Here is an 18,966-nt window from a genome sequence, read left to right as displayed (position 1 = left end):
CTTACGCTCCTTTTGGTAATGCAGGTACTTTTGTATACACTTTTTTGTACCAATTATTATAAATATCTGTTTTTGATTTAGTAGTAGTTTTCGTTTTAACCATACGTTTTCCATTAATATCAATAGGGCTGGATACAAATTTAAGTTCATTTGTATTTGGCTCCGCTGAATTTGTTTTCGTTTTAGATGCAAGTGTTGGACGACTTGCAGAACAGTTAAACATAACGTGGCGAGTTGCTCGTACATCGCCATCAAATTCAAATAATAATGCAAATGATTTTCCTTTCGCATCCGCTAACTCATTTAACACACCATCTTCTTCGTCTAATTCCTCTCCTAGTGCATCAATTGCAAATTGTTCCGGAATAGTCGCAATAGAAAGCGTTCCATCATACCCTTGGTTATTACTTGCAGCGTAATAAAGCATGTCATCAGCGTAGAATTCAATTAAATCCCCTCGTGGATCAAACGTTAATTCAACCGCACCAGGTAATGGAATTGGTGTATTAAATGTAACTACACCATCTTTAATATCGAAAAGCGCATAATGGACATTCTTTAAACCAAATGCTACTTTATTTTCATTCATTTATATCAACCTCGTTTCATAAAATTTTTGATACATATTTTCAGATTCAATAAAAGTCCCATACGAGTCATAAGGAATCTCGTAATCATCTAGAACTTGTTCTAGCTTGGCTTCCGCAACTACATCTTTCTTAGTTGTATAAAGCTCAATATTTACATCATTAATCTTGTGATACACCTTGTTATCAGCCATTAAATTTGCTGATCCATCCACAAGAAAACAGATATACGGTGGCGCTGGAACTGGATTATTTGGTGTTGCTATGAAATGCGAATAGGCCACAGGATAGCCTGTAGCTTCAAGAATTTTTATAAATTCTCCTAATGTTAATGTCATGATTCAATTGCCCTTTCAATACGTTTTGGCAATTCATCAATTACATACTCTTCAACGGGACGAATATGCACTTTCTCCGGTACTCGGCCACCACTAGCTTTCGCATGGCCATTTTCTAAAAGATGCGTTAATTGCCCTTTTGTATTATGGATAACAACGGCTTTACCTACTTTTTTCTTACGCCAACCTTTACGATAACCACCTGTTTTTTTAGGGCTATTTTGTCTTAACTTACTTACAGCAATATCAGCTACATCTTCTTGTGCATTTGTTAACTCTTCTTCCACAACATTTGCATATCTTTGTAATTCTCTAGCAATCTCACTCGCAAAATCATTCATATTAAGTATGCTCCTTTGCGATAATAGTCAATGTTTGATACGTTTCATCATCATTCATTGGCGGTTCGATAATATCAAAGATACGACCTTTCATATTGATTCGCATTTCTTCTGTAATATCAGAAGCATAAGGAATCACAAAGCGATAAACCCGTGTAGCTTGCGAAGCAGAAGCTTCAATGTACTCGGAACCTTTCACCGTTTTTATCATTGACCAGGCTTTCTTTAATTCTTGCCAAGATGTTTGGATTACTTGGTTTAATTCATCTTTTATTATTACAGGCTGTTCAATGCTAATCCGATTTCTAAAATCACCTGTATTCAGTGGTTTTTTATACTGAAAAGGACGCATATTACTCACCGTCCAGTTTAATTTCTTCTAATGCTTTATCAATACCTAAACTATTAATCTGACTTGAAAAATTCTTGTCAAAATACTCTAATGCATCGTTATAAACATAACGAGAGCGTTCAAAGACTAATTCTTTGAACTCCTCGTCTTTATTTAAATCATAATTCCCACAAACCCTAATTAATACCTTGTTAGACGTAAAAAGGATGCGTTTTAAGTTATCATCTTCCTCATCTCCTAAGTGCATCCTCTCTTTAAATTCTTGCAATATTTCATCTGAAATTGTTGCGTTTCTCATTCACTTCACCCTTTATTTAGTTTTTGTTTCTGTAGATGGTGTAAATGAAATTTCTAAATCGTAAACAAGAGCCGCTTTATTATCTTTCGGTTTCCCATTAGCAAATTGTTTAATTGTATAAAGGGTAGCATCTTCGAAAGCTAATGTTTGATCAAATTCTTTTAGCTTGTATCCACCTGCGATTGCAGCAATATATTGTCCTTTTACAAAGAATAATGCTTTACCAACAGGAACTTCCTCACACTCGACAGGTTTAATGTTATAAGGCAATGCCATTACCCATTGACCTGTTGCGGTCTGGATTGTATTACGTGCTTGTACGCCAATCGCATCAATCGGGTTAACTACCATTACAATTTTATTTAATACTTTTCTGGATTTCCCTTTTGCATCAACAGATAAAGCTTTTACTACTTCATAAAGTTCGCCTGCTACAATTACCCCTTTATCAGACGGAGCAAATGTTAGTTTACCAGAAGATTTTTTATCAGTAACAGCGCCTGTTTCTGGATTTACATCTTTCATTAAACCAACTGGTTGATGTGCTACAGATCCGCCACCATTAATAAAGCCAAATTCTAGACCGACTGAATATGTTTCTACTAAAACAGTTCGAACATAACGTTCAATCCATTCCGGGCCAAGTTCCTTCATATCATTTGGAATTGCTGCAAATGCAGTTAATTTAAGTTGACCAATTTTTTCTTGTTTGAAGATAGCATCAATTTGCCCACGGATTTCCCCGAATAATTCGCCCCATACATACGCCTTCGTTGCATCAGAGTAAATAAACTTCGTAACTGCTCCTAAATCTTGCAAACCAATTTCAGCTAATAAGGGATGTTCTGTAACTAAATCTTCAAACACACGCTCTTGAGTCGTTACAGGAAGGATTGAGCCATCTGTAAATCCACCTTCTTTAACAACTGCATTGAAGAATTTTGTTTCTGCTGAAGTTAAAACATTTTGACCACGTTGCTGTAAAATTGAACGATCAAGCATATCGTTATTTACTTGTTCACGGACCGTATTTGCTACATCTGTTTGTAGTGCATCAAAGAAACCTTCAAACGCTGACGTTTGTTCTTGTTCTGTACTTTCCGCGTTAGTTAAAGTGTCCGTCAATTTTGCTTTTGCTTTATTAAATGCTTCAGATTTATTAAATTTAATCGTCATTATGTGTTTCCCCCAATTTTTATAATTTTAAAAGGAGCCCTTTAATCCCACTGTTTTTTACAGGTTTAGGATGCGGCTCCTTTGGTTCTTCTATATTGTTTTGTAAATCATTCAGGATTTCATTTTTTAATCCTGATAATGCTGCATTTAAATCTTCTTTTGTAATCCCTTGGCCTTTGTTCATTGTTCCATTTCTAAAGCCATCGATTACTTTCTGCGGAAGCATGGTGGCAGTAGCAGTTGAAGCTGTCATTTTAACCTGATTATCCATAAACATAATTTCATCCACAAAATTATTTTCTAATGCTTGTTGCGGCCCCATCCAAGTCTCTTCAGCCATCATATTAAGTAGTTCCTTTTCTGATTTACCGCTTTTAATGACATAAGCATTTACAATTGCTCTATCTGTTGTTTTCAACATTTCAGCTGCCTTTTCCATGTCACGATGATCTCCACCATTCCACATTGAAGCATTATGAATCATAATTTGTGCTGTAGGTGAAATTCGGACTTTATCACCAGCCATCGCAATAACAGAAGCTGCACTTGCAGCCAAACCAACAATTTGAACTTCCACATTACCAGGATAATTTTTTAATGCTGTATAAATTTCTGATCCTTCGTGCACATAACCACCAGGACTGTTAATCGATACAATTAAATCATCACCATTGGCATTAGTTAGTTCTTTTGAAATTTTACCTGGGCTTGCAGCATCCATTTCAAACCAATCATAAATCCAAGCTTCATCATTTGAAATAATTGGTCCTTTAACGTCAATTTTCACCGTCATTTGTATTCTCACCTCCTTCAGATTCAGTTAGTTTCGTATAGTTTTTCGTAATATGATGTGTATTTAAGTTAGGATCATCAGAAACTTCATATCCTACTTCTAATCGAATCTCATTCCCTGTAAATGCACTTGAAGAAATGAGTTTATCGATGCTTGTTGCAAGATCAAATATACTTTGATAAGAAACAGCTTTAACTTCAATTTTTTGACCTGAAAGATACTCTTCTTCTTCAAAAAATTTAACGTTTGCTTCATCAGAAATCTTTTTTAATAAAGGTTTCACTGTGAAAAGCATATAATTTTTCGTTTGCTTCTCAACGTCAGCCATTTCGCCATATATCAAAGCAGTTGGAATACCAAAAGCCATTGCTACTTGATTTAAGAAGCCATTTGTTACTTTATTAATTTCCTCCACACTCTGCCCAGAATTTGCTCCACCTGACGTTTCAGCATACTTAAAACCTGGTTGTTGTGGAATGATAGCGACATCTTTTTCTCCAATCGCTTTGTACATGTTATCAATGAACTCTTGCAGTTTTGATTGGTGTTCTTTGCTCTTTGCAGCGAGCATGTCCATATCAACTGTTCCACGAATTTGATTCTTACGTTTTTGAGAACTTAATATTCTACCGAATAAATCACCATAATCAGTAAACAAACCATCGATAAGAGGTGATAACTTATCATTCCTGTATCTTAAATGAATGACTTCACTTTGTTTAAAACTTCTCTTAAACTGATAATCTTTTACAGTGACATTTGTAAAAGTATCTTCAAACACAGCATATTCGTTATGTTCAAAGTCATCAGCAATAAGTAGATCACCATCATCCGCTTGGACAATCAAAGCTTCATTATCATAAATAAGTTTATAAATGAAACTCTCCCAAAAGGTACTTGCTGTCATATTCTTATTTGGTCTAACATTTAATCGGTAATAAAGCTCATCCTTTTCAAATTCTTCACCGTTTTTCACTCTGAATTCCGACTGACTTATTGTTCTTCCTAAAAAAGAAATACATGTATCAATCGCTAGTCGCTTCATATGGACTCTATTTGCCTTTTCGATAAACATTTCCACATCAAACATAAATCCTACTTCACTATTTCTTTTAAATACTGCGTCCAACCATCCAATGATTATCACCCCCCTTATTAGAATTTAATACCGTCTAACATAAAGTCGAATTCATCCACAAGAATGTTATCCGCTTGCCATAATGCATGGATAAAGGCTTGGAATCCATCTGTTTTTCTCTTAAATTCATCTTTCTTCAAATATTCTTTGTTGCCGTCTTTTTTGATGTGGACGTAGACGTTATTGGTGTACCAACGCATTAATGGATTATCACCAAAAATAATACGATTGTTTGCAAATAACGTTTCTACCCTTGGCGCTAATAAAGAATGAATAGCTTTTGGGTTACGAATGTATAACAATATGAAGCCTTCAGCTTCAAGTGCTGTTTTAACAAGATCAAGACGGAATGTATCAGCTACTATTGTGTTAAATCCGTATATCTCACGCATTTTTACAAACCAATCCACAATATGAGAGATATTAATAACCGGCTCATCCACAATAGTTAGTAAGCCATTTTCAGCCCATTCATAAATAGGCGCTTTTAATTTCACCTTGTCCAAGAATCCTTTACGTACAAATGAATGACCTTTCCATATATAATCTTCACCATGTTTAAATAGCAAGCCGACTGCTGCGAAGTCTTTGATGCTGGCGAAGTCGAGACCGCCTACAGCTACTTTGTGCTTTAAATCCGGAACTTCTCTCAGTGTTTCTCCATCTTCTTCAAAACCAGTACGCATGATTTCTTCCCATGAAGCTACAGACTTTGTTAAATCTACTTCCGGTATATTCATCCTCTTAGTCATGAAATTTTCTCTATTAGACGGATCGTTTTCTAGATTTTTATACTGACGCATAACTTTCTTAAACAATCCTCTAGCGTATTGACTCATTGGCTTACTAAACATCGGATTTGCTTTTTCCCACATATCAGGATTATCTACTTCTTCAGCGTTATCAAGCTTACAAATAAAAGGAAACAATCTATCTTCTTTTTCTTTCCCTTTCAGGATATTCATAGCTCGCTCTTTCATTTTGTCAAGATACCCCTCACGAACAAATCCATCTGTGGTAATAAAAAATTCCCTAGAGTTAGGAACTTTACCTAAACCGCTAGAGAACACTTCTACAACATCGCTATTTTCATATCTATGTATCTCATCGTAAATAACACACCCGTCCCTTAACGAGTCTTTACTCCCAGCATTAGACGTATGAAATTCAAAAGTCGAACGAGTAGCTTTATTTGTTATCAATTGTTTTGTTGATACAAATAACTCGTCTAATATTTCATGTTTTTTATTCTTTTCATAAACATCTATAAAAGAAGTTTTAGCCTGTCTTTCTGTATTAGCAACTACTGATACATTGTAATGCTCAATACCGTGCAACTCGCTAATAAAGAAGTGTGTCAATGCACTAATCAATCCGTTTTTACCAGCACCCCTTGCCATCATCCAGAAGTGTTGATCAAAATAAACATCCTCATATTCATCAAACAAAAACACAAATGCTATTAAAAATTTCTGAAAGGAATTTAATTTGAAATGCCACTTTTCTATGAAAGTTACACATTTATGAATTAAATCCACATCAAAATGTAAATCATTACGGGTTAATATATCTTGCTTTAAATAATTTATAAGCATGATACGTTCTTTATTTAATACCACTGTTCCTATTTCATATAGTTCTATATATTCACTTACATACTTATGAACAATCATATTAAATCACTTGCCGAATATTTCTTAATTTCTTTTTTATTATTTCCTTCTGGCAACAAATCCGTTAGTTGTTTAATGACCCTTTGATATGATTGATCACGGGTATTATATAACCGGGCAACAGGTCGTTCTCTTTCATACGGCTCTGTTTTATCAGATTGTGAGAACATTTCATAGTCACCATTCTCAGATATATCCATCCACATCTCATTTAATAAAACTCGTAATCTTGCTGCCTGAATAATTAATCCTTCAACCACTTTTAACTTACTAGGTGGGATGTCTTTAAATAATTTTTTCAAACGATTTTTTTCTTTGTTAACTAGCACCTCACGCTCATCAATATCCGCCATAATATCACCTCGATTCAATCATATTTTCATACTGGGTAGGGGTCCTATACGAAACAACTTAAAAATCTGGAAAAACGACCCCCTCCTCCGGTGCCCCTTAGAGCATTTTTTGATGAAATATTTTAAGGGGGGGACTGTTTTCGAATCATTTTTACCACTTTTCATCGTGTTCCCATTTATTCTGTTTCTTTTTGAATGTTCTACCGTGTTCTTTATTGTGGCAATCCACACATACTGTTTCTAAATTGTTTATTTCTAACGCAAGTTCTGGATGATGTTCTAGTTCTTTTATATGATGGACAACGAGTTGTATCTTTTTACGCTTGGCACTCTCACTGTATTCATTATTGTCTGTTTGAACACGACCATTCCGTTTACATTCCTGACATTCATAGTTGTCACGCTTCTTTACTTGCTCGCGTATACTCTTCCACTCACCACTGTCATAGAACTTACGCTTCTCTTGTTTGGTTTTATATTCTTTCATCTGTCTTTACCCAGCGTGTTTGATTTCCTCTATCTCTTTCCAATAAATCTTTTATTGGTGTTTGCGTGAGATATTCTACAGAGTAAAACATCGGCTTCTGTTCATACAGCTTATAATACTTAAATCGATTAACATCAATCCCAACCTTCTTATACGCCTTCTCATTAGGCTTAAGGTATTTGATGTATGCTTTCTTATCGATGGGTATAAGACCAAGTGCAGCGATTCTACCATTTAAAAAGCTATCCAATTCCCCTCACTCCTTAACCAAAATAAAAAGCACCCGAATGGATGCTTAGATTAAACTTATTCATTATTACTTTCTCTACTTTCATCATCATCTTCTGATTTCGGGTCTAACATACTTTCTATATCAGGCGGCAAAGTTAACTCTATGCCAGCTACTGGCTGATTATCCTCATTAAAATAATACTTCTTCACCTTATTCAATTCTTTACTTTTCTTATTTTCACTCATATTACCCCGCCTTTTATGTATGATATTAAATACTTTACTTAATATGTACATCGAGAAAGATAATATACTATTCTTTTAATCCTCACATTACTCATGCAATTTTTGCATAATGAAAGAGCAACCGTGCACCAGTTGCTCTTTCGTCAAAATCTTTTGTTATTACTATATAAATACGGTATTTATTCTTGTTTCAATCACTTAATACCGTTACATTCATTCACTCCCACAATATTAAGTAACTGGAAGAAGAGCAAAAGCCCTTCTCCATCTACACAATGTGAATTGCAATTGAATGTAAAAACAAGAAACAATTGTTCATCCAATCTACAACCACCGCCACCGGCCATGACGATCCATTTTCAATTATCAGGCATCTTGTGAGCGTTATTTTCCGCCACTACTCACAATACAAATATAACATGCTAATTCCAAAACAATCGGCACATTTACTGCCAAAAAGCGGTCATGACTCTGCCACTTATTTTAATTCGCTAATAACCTTTATTTCCTTAGACTAGCTCACTGCAACAGCCATAAAGAATAGATTAAATTTTATTTTTGTTATTATGCTTGATCTGATTGTAGAACATGTAATGGAGGTGGAATAATCCAACCTTTTTTCTTATTCAGACGAAGCAATATAGCTCCAGCTTGTGCTTTTTTCATATGAAATTGACCAAACATCATTCCAACATCTTCTCGAAGAGATTGTCCCATAGCTTGACTACATGCTACTAGCCCAGCAGCAAGATCCATAGAAACTTTAGCTGCAATTTCCGCATCATTAATACGAGCACCAGGAGGAATCGTTTCAATAGATGCAACTGGTCTTTCTGGAGGTGCTGGTGGTAATGCAACTCCATTTAATTTTAATAAGTTTTTTAATTCTTCAACCTCTGATTGGATATCATTCTCTACAAGGTTTTCTAAAAATTTCTTTAAGTCCTCATCTCCTGTGTGGTTAATAAGAACTTGATATCCAGCAATTGTGCCTTGTGCTCCTGCAAGATAACTCCAAATCCCAAAGACTTCCCCGTAGTGCATTGGTTCATTTTGTGGATTTCCACTTAAAATACCCATAAAAATATTCCTCCTTAAAGAAATTAAACTTTTAGCAACAATACTTACTATAGAAAAAATTTTCCTAACCATGTTCTGGATTAAAGAAAATAAGTTCTTATAACTCATACGGAACACCTTACCCAAATATAGTAATTTTCCCTCATAGAATGTACCGTTACTAAAAATTTATTCTTATAAATAATAAATACATTTCAATTAACTTAATCCATTATTATAAGTACTTTTAATAATAAAAATTAAAGATGTTTATCATAATTTCAATTCAAATGGTTTTATATATTTTCAAACGAATATTGTCTAAAAAAACTGGAGACATTACTGAATATGAAAGGAGGGAAAACTATGAAGAAAAAATTCTCATCTATTTTAAGTGCTCTATTACTAACTATTATGGTTTTTGGTACCAATGTTCATGCTGAATACGATGGAAATAATATGGATAGAGTTAATAATAATATTACAACTCGAGTTAATGACAATAACATGAATAGAGTTAATAATGATACTAGAACTCGAAATGTGAATACAACAAATGATTTGAACAATGATCGTGACAATAATAATAATTGGGCGTGGCTTGGTTTATTAGGACTAGCAGGTTTATTTGGTCTTAGAAGAAAAGAAAAAGAACCAGAAAGACGTTAATATAGAACATTGTATTTAAAAGATACTTACTTATCAAAAGAATGCAAAATGAATAAACTATGAATCGCCTTTAATGAGGCGATTTTTTATTTTTTCAAAATCAATAACAACTACATAAAAATGGATACTATTAATTGGAAACAATGAATTTCTTAACTTGATGATAATGAAGCTTTACGTCCATTTGGTAAACCGTGCTTTTGTTTTATGCCGTTGCTTCACTTACCCATATCTTATATTGTGTGTAACTGGTCCTATCGTGAAATCCCTTGGTATCATTGATTTCATTTAACTTTCTCTTTTGAGTTATACATTACAAAAATTATGAGTAACTGTATAGGGATACCACCAACATTTTTCAAAATAACCTACGCTATGCGGAAAAATAAAATAAGCTGCCCATATGGACAGCTTATTTACATAATTATCGTTATCAGAAGTAAAATTTAACTCGAAAATAGCTAATTTTATCAGTTGTTGAATGTCTGAAAAAAATCAAACCAAGGATATTGTTGAGATCCTTTGGCAATTTCTTGCTGTGATGACTATCATAGTGACTTTTTCTCCAACAACAACTATTAGTAGCTAATTACCATAAGGACTTACTTTTGAAATTTGCTATTTTTTAGAAAGTATGTTAATTTAAGAAAGACCTATTTTTGTTCGGTTTGAGATTAAGAATAAATTTTGTTTTTCGTCTAAGGTATTTGAACAAGGGTAGTAACATATGTGTGGGTATCCACACTAGGAGGCAACAATTATGGAACAAGGTAAAGTAAAATGGTTTAATGCAGACAAAGGTTTTGGATTCATCGAGCGTGAAGGTGGAGAAGACGTATTCGTACATTTCTCAGCTATCCAAATCGACGGTTACAAATCTTTAGACGAAGGACAAAGTGTAACGTTTGAAGTAGAACAAGGACAACGTGGCCTACAAGCTACTAATGTTCAAAAAGCTTAATATTAGCTGATGAAAGACTCTCTTGTAGGGTCTTTTTTTTATTTTGTTACAATATTCCGAATACAAATTTTTTAAGGGGATTTGGGGTGCTTAACTTTTAATGAAAAAGAAATAAGCAATAATTAGATTTTAAACCTAGTCATTGCTTTATCCATTGCATCTTGGTTTACACCTATATAACGTAACGTGACCTTCTCTGACGAGTGATTGAATATCTCCATGAGTAATGCTATGTTTTTCGTTTGCATGTACATGTGATACCCGTATGTTTTTCTTAACGTATGTGTTCCTATTTCATCTAACCCAAACTCTGCCGCTGCCCCGCTTAATATCTTATATGCCATGCTACGACCAATTGGACGATTCTTACCTTGTCTGCTTTGCAATAAATACTCATTGTCTTCTCTCTCTATAATAAACCATTTTAGTTCTCTTTTCAGTGCTGCAGTAATTTGTATTCGTTTCTGTTTCCCTGTTTTCTTTTCCCGCATAGATATATGACTGCCTTTAACATCCCCTACTTTCAATTTCAAAATATCTGAGATTCTGAGACCTGTATTAATACCCATAATGAAGAGAATGTAATTACGTAAGCTCTTTTCCTTAAAATACTCTTTTAAATGCTGTATTTGCTCTGGATCACGTATTGGTTGAACAAAATTCATTATTCATTACCTCCAGTTTCTTCTGCCTCATATACTTCTAATCTGAGAGCAAAAGCTAATTTATAAAAAGCATTAGATTTATTTCGTCTATATGTACGCTCACTCATACCAATTTCGTTATAAACCATATAATCAAAGACTTCTTCATCTTCTAAATATCTTTTTACAATAATATCCCTTTGGTTTTTACTAAAACGACTTAACGCCTTATCAACTTGAAAAGACAAACGTTGTAATTTCACTTCTCTTTCACTCATAGCAACATTTGCTAAAGCAATATCTTCAGCTGGCTTCCCTACTATATTTCTTGGACCGTGATATCTTACCTCGCTAGATGCTGTAACCTTCATCTCATGTCTAATCATCCCAAATTGTCTATAAATACGAACATTTTCAAGAATCTCTTCTAAACGAACCTGAGTTGCTTTGCGATCAATTTTAGGTAAGAAAGTTAATTGCGTCATATATATAAACACTCCTTATATATTTTGTTAATAAAAACAAAAAAGCGGACACCAACTACAGAGCAATATCAATAATGCTCTTCATAGTTCAGTGTCCGCTGGTTCTTCCAGTAGGACTAAATGTGTAATTTGGATTATTATATCATTTTCTCATATTTTAGTAACCTTTTATTAGAAAAGGATTATTTTGTTAAGTTTCTACAAAATGGTAATTGTTATATAATTAAATTATTAAAATATTAGGTGGTGTTGTAGATGACTGAAACAATCCGAATTGCTCTTTTCATTCTTGTAGGAATCAGTGCTTTATTCTCTGTAATTAAAGAATTTCAAAAACCAGAAAAAAGAAAATTTTGGATTACATTTGAAACTTTAGTTCTAATCGGGGCAGCCTGGATGTTAATAGGACTTCTCATGTAACCTACATAATTAGTAACCCCCTGAATAAAACTCAATATTCCGTTAATACTGTAGACAACCCATTTCGAACCATATTCTATTACCCGGGCAGTTAGCTTTTGCTAGCTGCTCTTTTATTTCGTTCCTGCTCTTGCTTTTTAAAAAATTCTTTAACTGCGTTTTCCCAATAAGTGCACATTATCCATTCCTCCTCGAATAAATTTCTAAATCTTGTCCATACTATAAATACACTTGAGTTCTGAACTTCCTTCTTAATGCTTTTCTGGAGAGCAGTTAGCTTTTGCTAGCTGCTCTTTTTACGTTTTAAGTAAATAAAATTCTAAACATTGTCTAACACTATAGACAAGACTTTAAAAAGTCGATTTCTCCCACTCTAGCTTTCTTGGTCGAGAGCCGAGCGGTTAGCAAAAGCTAACTGCTCTTTTTTTAATTGAAGGTTTTCTATAACATAATTTATCTGTTTTATGATTAAACTTTCATGATTCTATCTATACTAAACTTGGGCTTTATAGCTCAAATAATCTTTCATTCACTTGGCGGACAGTTTATTTAATAAATTGTCTGCCTAAGCCATTTAATAATTCTGCTTTATATTAAAATGAAAGTTTTATTAAGATCATTATTATTTTCACATAATACTTTTAATTCTGCTTATACTATAGCTGTAACTTAAAGTTACATATCATTTACTTGTAGGGCCTAGTTTCTTTTGTACAGCAGGTAGTTAGCTCATTAAGCTAGCTACTTTGTTGTGCAAAAGAAAGTTTTTATTTAGTTTACTTTCCTGCATAACATTTTCAAATCTGTTTATACTATAAATGTAACTTGTGGTTACAATTTGCGTATCCATGTGGAATAGTATTTACAGCAGGCAGTTAGCTACTTTAGCTAGCTGCTTTGTTGTGCAAAATAGCGTTTTTGTTCAAATACTTCACGCCCATGAAAAAATTACATATGATATCACGTACCCTTTTACATTAAGAGTTTTGGTCCGAAGAGCACTTATATATGGTGCTCTTTTTGGTATGGAATTTAAAATAGAGGCTTGCTCTTAAAACCTATTATGTAATTTTCATAGGTTTTTTCCTTACACCCGTGTGTCTGTTTACTCATAAGTTGTTAAAGTATAAATATAAATTGTTAGTTAATTTATAAGGGAGGTGTAAAAATGAGTAAATTTAAAAAGAATTGTCACATACCCTTTCCATGTGCCTTTCCTTTACCTCAAATCGGGTCTACTGGATTAACCGGTGCTACTGGACCTTCGGGACCTACTGGAGCTACCGGACCTTCAGGTGGACCTCGGGGACCTACCGGGCCTACTGGAATTCAAGGTAGCCTGGGACCTACTGGGCCTCAAGGTATTTCTGGACCTCAAGGGATTCCTGGGATTTCTGGATCTATTGGTCCAACTGGACCTTCTGGAATTCAAGGTATCCAAGGTATCCAAGGCATTCCTGGCATTCAAGGTCCTATTGGACCCACTGGAATAACAGGGGTCACTGGAATTCAAGGGATTCCTGGCATTCAAGGGATTCCTGGCATTCAAGGGATTCAAGGGATTCCTGGTCCGACCGGCCCTCAAGGGATTCCTGGCATTCCTGGTTCTGTAGGTCCAACTGGACCTTCTGGAGCTGTTGGACCTACCGGCCCTTCCGGGGGACCGCCAGGACCAACGGGCCCGACTGGACCTTCTGGGGGACCGCCAGGACCAACCGGAGTGACTGGCCCCACTGGACCTTCTGGGTCACCAGGACCAACCGGACTTCAAGGTATCCAAGGTATCCAAGGCATTCCTGGCCCCACTGGACCTCAAGGAAGTCAAGGGATTCAGGGGATTCAAGGTAATCCGGGGCCTATTGGTCCTATTGGACCCACTGGAATAACTGGGGCGACTGGAATTCAGGGTATCCAAGGTATTCAAGGTAATCCGGGACTTATTGGACCTATCGGCCCGACTGGCCCAACTGGGCTTCAAGGTATCCAAGGCATCCAAGGCATTCCTGGGCCTACTGGATTACCAGGAACCGCTGGAGCTACCGGACCTACTGGGCCTACCGGTCTTACAGTATCTGGGTTATCTCATTATGCTTATGTTTTCAATACAGCAGCTCAAGTTGTTGCCTTAGAAGCACCTATTCTTTTTAATTCACATGGTAGAATGACATCTGGTTTTACTCATACACTGGGAACTTCTCAATTAATGGTTCTTAATGCAGGAGATTATAAAATTTCTTTTTCTGTATCAGGAGTTGAGCCTAATCAATTCACACTTTTTTTAAATGGTGCTCCGGTTACCAGCGCAGTTTATGGATCAGGTGCAGGAACTCAACCAAACAACGGCCAAACAATCCTCGCTTTAGCTGCAGGTGATATTATTACCCTTAATAATCATACTTCCGCTGCTGCAGTTACTTTGCAAACTTTAGCAGGTGGAACACAAACAAATATAAATGCTTCGATTGTAATTGAAAAGTTAAATTAATTTAATCATTTATTTCTTGAAACTCTGCCAGTAAATAACCTGGGGTGGATTCTTTTTTCAACAAGCAGTTAGCTTTTGCTAGCTGCTCTTTTAATTAAAATAACGATTTTGTTTTAAATCCTTACATTCCTAAAAAACATACATACAGTATCATGAGGTATTCTTTTTTATTTTTCTTAAGGAGCGCTTTAAAAAGCGCTCTTTAGTTTTTAAATAAAGATTTTGTTTTACTTTTGCTAGCTACCCTTCCCTTGTATAAATGCACCTTTTTTACATACGATATTAAAATCCAAATAACCCTCTTTTAGGACGGTACTAATATGAACAAGACATTAAAATACATTTTAATCTTCTTTTGTGCGGTATTTTATATTGTAATTATGGGCTCGATTGTCTATCTAAACTTTGTTTAAGAGCATTTTATTTCTCCAAGTAAGAAATTAATCTAAGATCGAACATAAGTATTTATAATTAGGCATAAGGAGCGCTCTACAAGGTGCTCTTTAACTTTAAAATAAGGATTTTGTTTAAAATTCATTAACCTTATTGATTCCTTTGCATACATTACAATCACAAGGGATTCTACAGGTTTCCCTAGGCCAGTTACCTTGTATTCCTTGCACACCTTAAGGGAAGAATCCGTTTATAACAAACGGGTTCTTTTATTTTTGGTTATAAAATAACTATTTTGATCATATCCTTTTGGGACATACATATACTAAGGTATACGATATGCGAAAATATTCGCGTGGCCCTCTTGCAGGGCTCTTTTATTTTTATTTGGTACAAAATAACGCTTTTGTTCGAAAATTAATTAACGCTTATTAAGTTCTTTTATCAACTTTTCTCGTTTCTTCAACCCTGCGAGCTTCCTGCGTTAATTGCAGGGCTTTTGTTCGGAGTTTTCCAGCCCTATCATAGTCTCCCTTTAAAGATGCTTGCTTTGATCTTGTCTCCCAAAGGCTGGCTCTATTTAACAATGTTTCTATTTTTCGGCTCACAGTCACATTCACCTACTTCTATACAAAATTCAAATTTTATTAAATCAACTGTGTTTTTCGTTCTTCCATACGAATTACTTTTCCGCTTTGATATATAAATGATTGTTCACCAAATCCACCTTGAGGTGGTTCTATTAGTTGCACCTGACCATTTTTAACAATATATATTCCATTTGTTTTCAAATCTATTTCAGCTGTCATTTCAACAAGATTTTCTTTTCTAATTCCCACCAAGATCACTCCCATATGTTATAATTACTTTGTCGAAGTAAGTTGAGAGTAATCTCAGCTTTTTTTTATTTATCTATAGATATCGCACAACATTTTCCGGAACAAATGCTTGTTCCAGTGATAGATGAAGCCGTATTGGAATCGGCTTTTTTTCATCCCTTGCTCGCTTACACATTTCTTCAGCTTCTTCCCATACAAATTGTTTATCCTCCACTCGCTTATAACGCCAAATCCCAATTGTGTAATCTTCAAACAACTCATAACGTTCATCAGGCGCTGTTGTTGGTTTTAATTCATCAATCGCTTTGGCTTGACGTGGGATTTGTACAACCACATCTGTATACCGTAATCTTGAATTCAAACGGTGAATATGAGCTTTCTTAAGATCAAATGATACAACTGGTTCTACATCAAAAATTGTTAATTGCTTTGGCATTGTTTTCCCCCTCCAAAACCTGCAAGCTTGCAATTAAAATTCCTTCAAGCTGCGTTAATGTTAGTTGATCCAATGTTTGTCCGTTAATTTCAGTTAAACCTAACCCCAATAATTTACGAATGATTATTAGTTTTCTACGTTCTACTTCCTGACGTAACAACATGATTAAGCCTCCTGTTGGTGGTTGAACTTTCTTTCTAAATTTACAAACTTACTAAATTCTTTAATGAATGCTAATTCAACTACACCAACTGGCCCATTCCTCTGTTTCGCTAAAATAATTTCGGTTATATTTTTATTTTCTGTCTCGCGGTCATAGTAGTCTTCACGGTATAAGAACGCTATTAAATCTGCATCTTGCTCAATTTGACCATTCTCACGTAAATCTGATAGCAATGGCCTCTTATCTTGCCTACTTTCTACAGCACGACTTAACTGTGATAATGCAACTACACATACATTTAATTCTCTTGCCATCAATTTTAACTTACGACTAATCTCACCGATTTCTTGCATACGGTTCCCTTTATGCTTTGGATCTCCCACAATAAGTTGCAAATAATCAATTGCAATTAAAACCTTTTTATCAGGGTACTTACGCTTTAATTTCCTAGCCTTTGCATAAATCTCTTGCATCGTTACATTTGCTTTATCGTAAATTTCTAATGGCAAATCATTAATTAATCCCATCGCTTGACTAATTTTTTCCCAATCCTTTAAATTACATAGTTTCTTAGGATTCTTTAATTTTGTAGCATCAATATTTCCAGTACTTGAAATCATCCTCTTAAGTAGCTGTTCCTCCCCCATCTCGAGCGAAAAGATTCCTGTTGCTGTATGAGCACTTGCTGCATGAAAAGCAACGTTTAATACAAATGCCGTTTTCCCCATTGAAGGCCGGGCACCAACAATGATTAAATCGCCTTCTTGTAAACCTGCTGTCATTCTGTTCAAGTCGTCATAACCAGTTGGTATACCGGTTAAATCTCCTACATCAATTTGCATGTTCTTATACAAATCAACAAGCGTATCTTTCAAGTTAAATTCATCTGAGTAACCCGTTTCTTCAATGGCGCTTAATTCATCAATTGATGTACTAATAGCACTCATATCCCTATCTTGCTGAAGGCGATTATATAAGTTACCAGCAACCTCTTGAGCATGTCTCATCTTCCAAGCTTCAATCACTAAACCTTCGTGATACGAGAAGTTCTTAGTTGTTGTTACAACTTCTGTTAGGTTTACAAAGAATTCAATTCCGCCAATTTGATGCATAAAGCTTTCATCGAATTTTCCAATGAGAGCAACAAGATCTATCGGAACCTCAGCACCCTCTAATTCCCTCATTGCCTTAAAAATCACTTGGTGCGTTGGTAAAGAAAACTGTTTTACCTTTAGCTGACAATCTTTAATTAAATCGCCTTCTTGGATAATGCTACCTAAAACACTTTGTTCAGCTTCTACATTACGAATCATATCGTTACTCATTGGGCCAACCACGCATTCTGTCGGTTAAGTACTGCAAGTTCTTCTTCTGTTGGAATGTTCTGCTCCCATGCTTGTTGCTGTTGTATTACGTTTTTAGTAGTTTCCGATAACCCTTTTTGTTGATAAGGAGCTTGTGTCTGTTGCTGCGATTTTGTTAATCGTTGAGCACGGAATGCTTTATCAGCTGCCTCAACATCAGTTACTGTTTTAAAACCTTTAAGATGCCAATCTCTTAAGATTGTATTTACGTAAGACATGTTTCTCGTATTCTTCTCTAAAGCAATCTCCATAGCCTTAATAACTAGCTCTGCATTTAAATCATCTATCCAAGCATAAATACCATCTGCGATAAAAGGTGTAATGAATCCAAAGTTTTGCTCGTAAAAAGAAATTGGATTAACCTCAACAACTTCTTCCGCGCCTGCGCGTTCTTCTTGTTGTTGTTCTTTTTCTTTTTCTTTTTCTTCTTCCTTGCTAGGGTCTTGGAAGCCCCTTATAAGCCCCTCCAAACGGACTGATAAATACTCCTTAATACGAGGGATTTTAAAATCTTGTTCTCGTTCTAATTGCAAGCAAGTTTCATAGAAATCAACTAAAAAATCCTGGTCCTTTACAGATTGAATTTCTTTTAAAACACACTTTTCAATGTTTACATTTTTAATTGGATTAAATTTCAACCAGTTGATTAAGAACAATTCTTTTGTTTTTTGGTTGTAATTAATTTTTCCGTATTCAGCAAAACGTTCTAATAGCTTCATAACAGTTTCACGGTTATATCCTGTATCCGTTTCAATGATACGAAGTGGAAGCTCATAGATTCCTGATTGAGATGTCTTACTATTTGTCATCAAATATAAGTAGAAATACTTCTCCTCCGGTGTAAGATCTAAAACAAATGAATCCTGCCAAAATGAAACATGTACTGGTCTATAAACTGCCATATTATTCATCCTCCCGTTTACATATCGCGAATCCGTCCTCTACACGTAATAAGCGATAATTCTTGTATCCTATTTTGAGATATTGTTTTACTAAGTAAATTAGGTGTTGCTCTGATGTTGCTTGTTGAAGCAC

Annotated in this window: 26 protein-coding genes; 4 read left to right on the top strand and 22 right to left on the bottom strand. The window is 35.0% G+C overall.

The genetic code is table 11. The features are described 5' to 3' along the window. Position 1: 1 nt before the first annotated feature. From ACTFO4_RS05610 to ACTFO4_RS05545, 14 genes are all read right to left on the bottom strand, one after another. On the bottom strand, positions 2–589 hold the full coding sequence (locus ACTFO4_RS05610; RefSeq protein ID WP_001004907.1) for a major tail protein: 588 nt from the start codon (positions 587–589) through the stop codon (positions 2–4). After that, on the bottom strand, positions 590–925 hold the full coding sequence (locus tag ACTFO4_RS05605; RefSeq protein WP_098852160.1) for a hypothetical protein: 336 nt from the start codon (positions 923–925) through the stop codon (positions 590–592). Next, the gene (locus ACTFO4_RS05600) at positions 922–1,266 is read right to left on the bottom strand and encodes an HK97 gp10 family phage protein (protein ID WP_000997556.1); all 345 of its coding nucleotides are present in this window, start codon (positions 1,264–1,266) and stop codon (positions 922–924) included. Before ACTFO4_RS05600 ends, ACTFO4_RS05605 begins: the two co-directional genes overlap by 4 nt. Position 1,267: 1 nt before the next feature. Then, positions 1,268–1,618: a phage head closure protein gene (locus ACTFO4_RS05595; protein WP_065703344.1), complete on the bottom strand. Its 351-nt coding sequence runs from the start codon at positions 1,616–1,618 to the stop codon at positions 1,268–1,270. Position 1,619: 1 nt separating this feature from the next. After that, entirely contained in the window at positions 1,620–1,916 is a 297-nt protein-coding gene (locus tag ACTFO4_RS05590; protein WP_001243200.1) for a hypothetical protein, read from the bottom strand. 12 nt (positions 1,917–1,928) lie between these two features. After that, the gene (locus ACTFO4_RS05585; protein WP_000152778.1) at positions 1,929–3,092 is read right to left on the bottom strand and encodes a phage major capsid protein; all 1,164 of its coding nucleotides are present in this window, start codon (positions 3,090–3,092) and stop codon (positions 1,929–1,931) included. Positions 3,093–3,111: 19 nt separating this feature from the next. Continuing rightward, a complete protein-coding gene (locus ACTFO4_RS05580; protein ID WP_000216394.1) occupies positions 3,112–3,885 on the bottom strand; it encodes a head maturation protease, ClpP-related in 774 nt (257 codons plus the stop codon). Next, entirely contained in the window at positions 3,869–5,032 is a 1,164-nt protein-coding gene (locus ACTFO4_RS05575; protein WP_420042251.1) for a phage portal protein, read from the bottom strand. Before ACTFO4_RS05575 ends, ACTFO4_RS05580 begins: the two co-directional genes overlap by 17 nt. 8 nt (positions 5,033–5,040) lie before the next feature. Then, positions 5,041–6,696: a terminase TerL endonuclease subunit gene (locus tag ACTFO4_RS05570; protein WP_000635294.1), complete on the bottom strand. Its 1,656-nt coding sequence runs from the start codon at positions 6,694–6,696 to the stop codon at positions 5,041–5,043. Then, on the bottom strand, positions 6,693–7,049 hold the full coding sequence (locus tag ACTFO4_RS05565) for a hypothetical protein (RefSeq protein WP_098852161.1): 357 nt from the start codon (positions 7,047–7,049) through the stop codon (positions 6,693–6,695). The genes ACTFO4_RS05570 and ACTFO4_RS05565 overlap by 4 nt, the downstream gene beginning before the upstream one ends. A 151-nt stretch (positions 7,050–7,200) precedes the next feature. After that, positions 7,201–7,536 carry an HNH endonuclease gene (locus tag ACTFO4_RS05560; protein ID WP_046946470.1) on the bottom strand — a complete coding sequence of 112 codons (336 nt, stop codon included), beginning with the start codon at positions 7,534–7,536 and terminating at the stop codon, positions 7,201–7,203. Next, positions 7,523–7,786 (bottom strand): hypothetical protein, encoded by a 264-nt coding sequence (locus ACTFO4_RS05555; RefSeq protein ID WP_046946469.1) that lies wholly within the window; start codon positions 7,784–7,786, stop codon positions 7,523–7,525. The genes ACTFO4_RS05560 and ACTFO4_RS05555 overlap by 14 nt, the downstream gene beginning before the upstream one ends. A gap of 56 nt (positions 7,787–7,842) precedes the next feature. Then, positions 7,843–8,013, bottom strand: a complete 171-nt coding sequence (locus ACTFO4_RS05550; protein WP_086410196.1) for a hypothetical protein — start codon at positions 8,011–8,013, stop codon at positions 7,843–7,845. Positions 8,014–8,577: 564 nt separating this feature from the next. Beyond that, positions 8,578–9,093 (bottom strand): DUF3231 family protein, encoded by a 516-nt coding sequence (locus ACTFO4_RS05545; RefSeq protein WP_000512145.1) that lies wholly within the window; start codon positions 9,091–9,093, stop codon positions 8,578–8,580. 345 nt (positions 9,094–9,438) lie between these two features. On the opposite strand from ACTFO4_RS05545, the gene ACTFO4_RS05540 reads away from it, so the two are divergent. Then, positions 9,439–9,741, top strand: a complete 303-nt coding sequence (locus tag ACTFO4_RS05540) for a WGxxGxxG family protein (RefSeq protein WP_086410195.1) — start codon at positions 9,439–9,441, stop codon at positions 9,739–9,741. Positions 9,742–10,501: 760 nt separating this feature from the next. After that, positions 10,502–10,702: a cold-shock protein gene (locus ACTFO4_RS05535; protein WP_000434817.1), complete on the top strand. Its 201-nt coding sequence runs from the start codon at positions 10,502–10,504 to the stop codon at positions 10,700–10,702. 122 nt (positions 10,703–10,824) lie between these two features. Here ACTFO4_RS05535 and ACTFO4_RS05530 read toward each other — a convergent pair whose 3' ends face one another. Together ACTFO4_RS05530 and ACTFO4_RS05525 are read right to left on the bottom strand one after the other, a co-directional pair. Next, the gene (locus ACTFO4_RS05530; RefSeq protein ID WP_001012125.1) at positions 10,825–11,367 is read right to left on the bottom strand and encodes a site-specific integrase; all 543 of its coding nucleotides are present in this window, start codon (positions 11,365–11,367) and stop codon (positions 10,825–10,827) included. Beyond that, entirely contained in the window at positions 11,367–11,831 is a 465-nt protein-coding gene (locus ACTFO4_RS05525) for an ArpU family phage packaging/lysis transcriptional regulator (protein WP_086410194.1), read from the bottom strand. The genes ACTFO4_RS05530 and ACTFO4_RS05525 overlap by 1 nt, the downstream gene beginning before the upstream one ends. A gap of 255 nt (positions 11,832–12,086) precedes the next feature. Between ACTFO4_RS05525 and ACTFO4_RS05520 the strand changes: the two genes are divergently transcribed. Both ACTFO4_RS05520 and ACTFO4_RS05515 read left to right on the top strand, forming a co-directional pair. Beyond that, on the top strand, positions 12,087–12,251 hold the full coding sequence (locus ACTFO4_RS05520) for a hypothetical protein (protein ID WP_000140896.1): 165 nt from the start codon (positions 12,087–12,089) through the stop codon (positions 12,249–12,251). A gap of 1,168 nt (positions 12,252–13,419) precedes the next feature. After that, entirely contained in the window at positions 13,420–14,736 is a 1,317-nt protein-coding gene (locus ACTFO4_RS05515; RefSeq protein ID WP_000032820.1) for a BclA C-terminal domain-containing protein, read from the top strand. 824 nt (positions 14,737–15,560) lie between these two features. Here the strand turns inward: ACTFO4_RS05515 and ACTFO4_RS05510 are convergent. From ACTFO4_RS05510 to ACTFO4_RS05485, 6 genes are all read right to left on the bottom strand, one after another. After that, positions 15,561–15,737, bottom strand: coding sequence for a hypothetical protein (locus ACTFO4_RS05510; RefSeq protein WP_176519929.1), 177 nt, complete (start codon positions 15,735–15,737; stop codon positions 15,561–15,563). Positions 15,738–15,776: 39 nt separating this feature from the next. Continuing rightward, positions 15,777–15,968 (bottom strand): DUF3954 domain-containing protein, encoded by a 192-nt coding sequence (locus ACTFO4_RS05505; RefSeq protein ID WP_000512856.1) that lies wholly within the window; start codon positions 15,966–15,968, stop codon positions 15,777–15,779. 73 nt (positions 15,969–16,041) lie between these two features. Continuing rightward, positions 16,042–16,404 (bottom strand): cell division protein SepF, encoded by a 363-nt coding sequence (locus tag ACTFO4_RS05500; protein ID WP_257115643.1) that lies wholly within the window; start codon positions 16,402–16,404, stop codon positions 16,042–16,044. Then, positions 16,379–16,567 carry a hypothetical protein gene (locus ACTFO4_RS05495; protein ID WP_060488440.1) on the bottom strand — a complete coding sequence of 63 codons (189 nt, stop codon included), beginning with the start codon at positions 16,565–16,567 and terminating at the stop codon, positions 16,379–16,381. The genes ACTFO4_RS05500 and ACTFO4_RS05495 overlap by 26 nt, the downstream gene beginning before the upstream one ends. A gap of 2 nt (positions 16,568–16,569) precedes the next feature. Continuing rightward, positions 16,570–17,892, bottom strand: coding sequence for a replicative DNA helicase (gene dnaB / locus ACTFO4_RS05490; RefSeq protein ID WP_257115644.1), 1,323 nt, complete (start codon positions 17,890–17,892; stop codon positions 16,570–16,572). Then, positions 17,889–18,833, bottom strand: a complete 945-nt coding sequence (locus tag ACTFO4_RS05485; protein ID WP_257115645.1) for a DnaD domain-containing protein — start codon at positions 18,831–18,833, stop codon at positions 17,889–17,891. The genes dnaB and ACTFO4_RS05485 overlap by 4 nt, the downstream gene beginning before the upstream one ends. Positions 18,834–18,966: the final 133 nt, after the last annotated feature.

Source organism: Bacillus cereus group sp. MYBKT14-1 (assembly GCF_051915185.1).
Lineage (GTDB): Bacteria > Bacillota > Bacilli > Bacillales > Bacillaceae_G > Bacillus_A > Bacillus_A cereus.
Note: the sequence above shows the minus strand (reverse complement) of the source record. Positions and strands in the feature narration are given on the sequence as shown.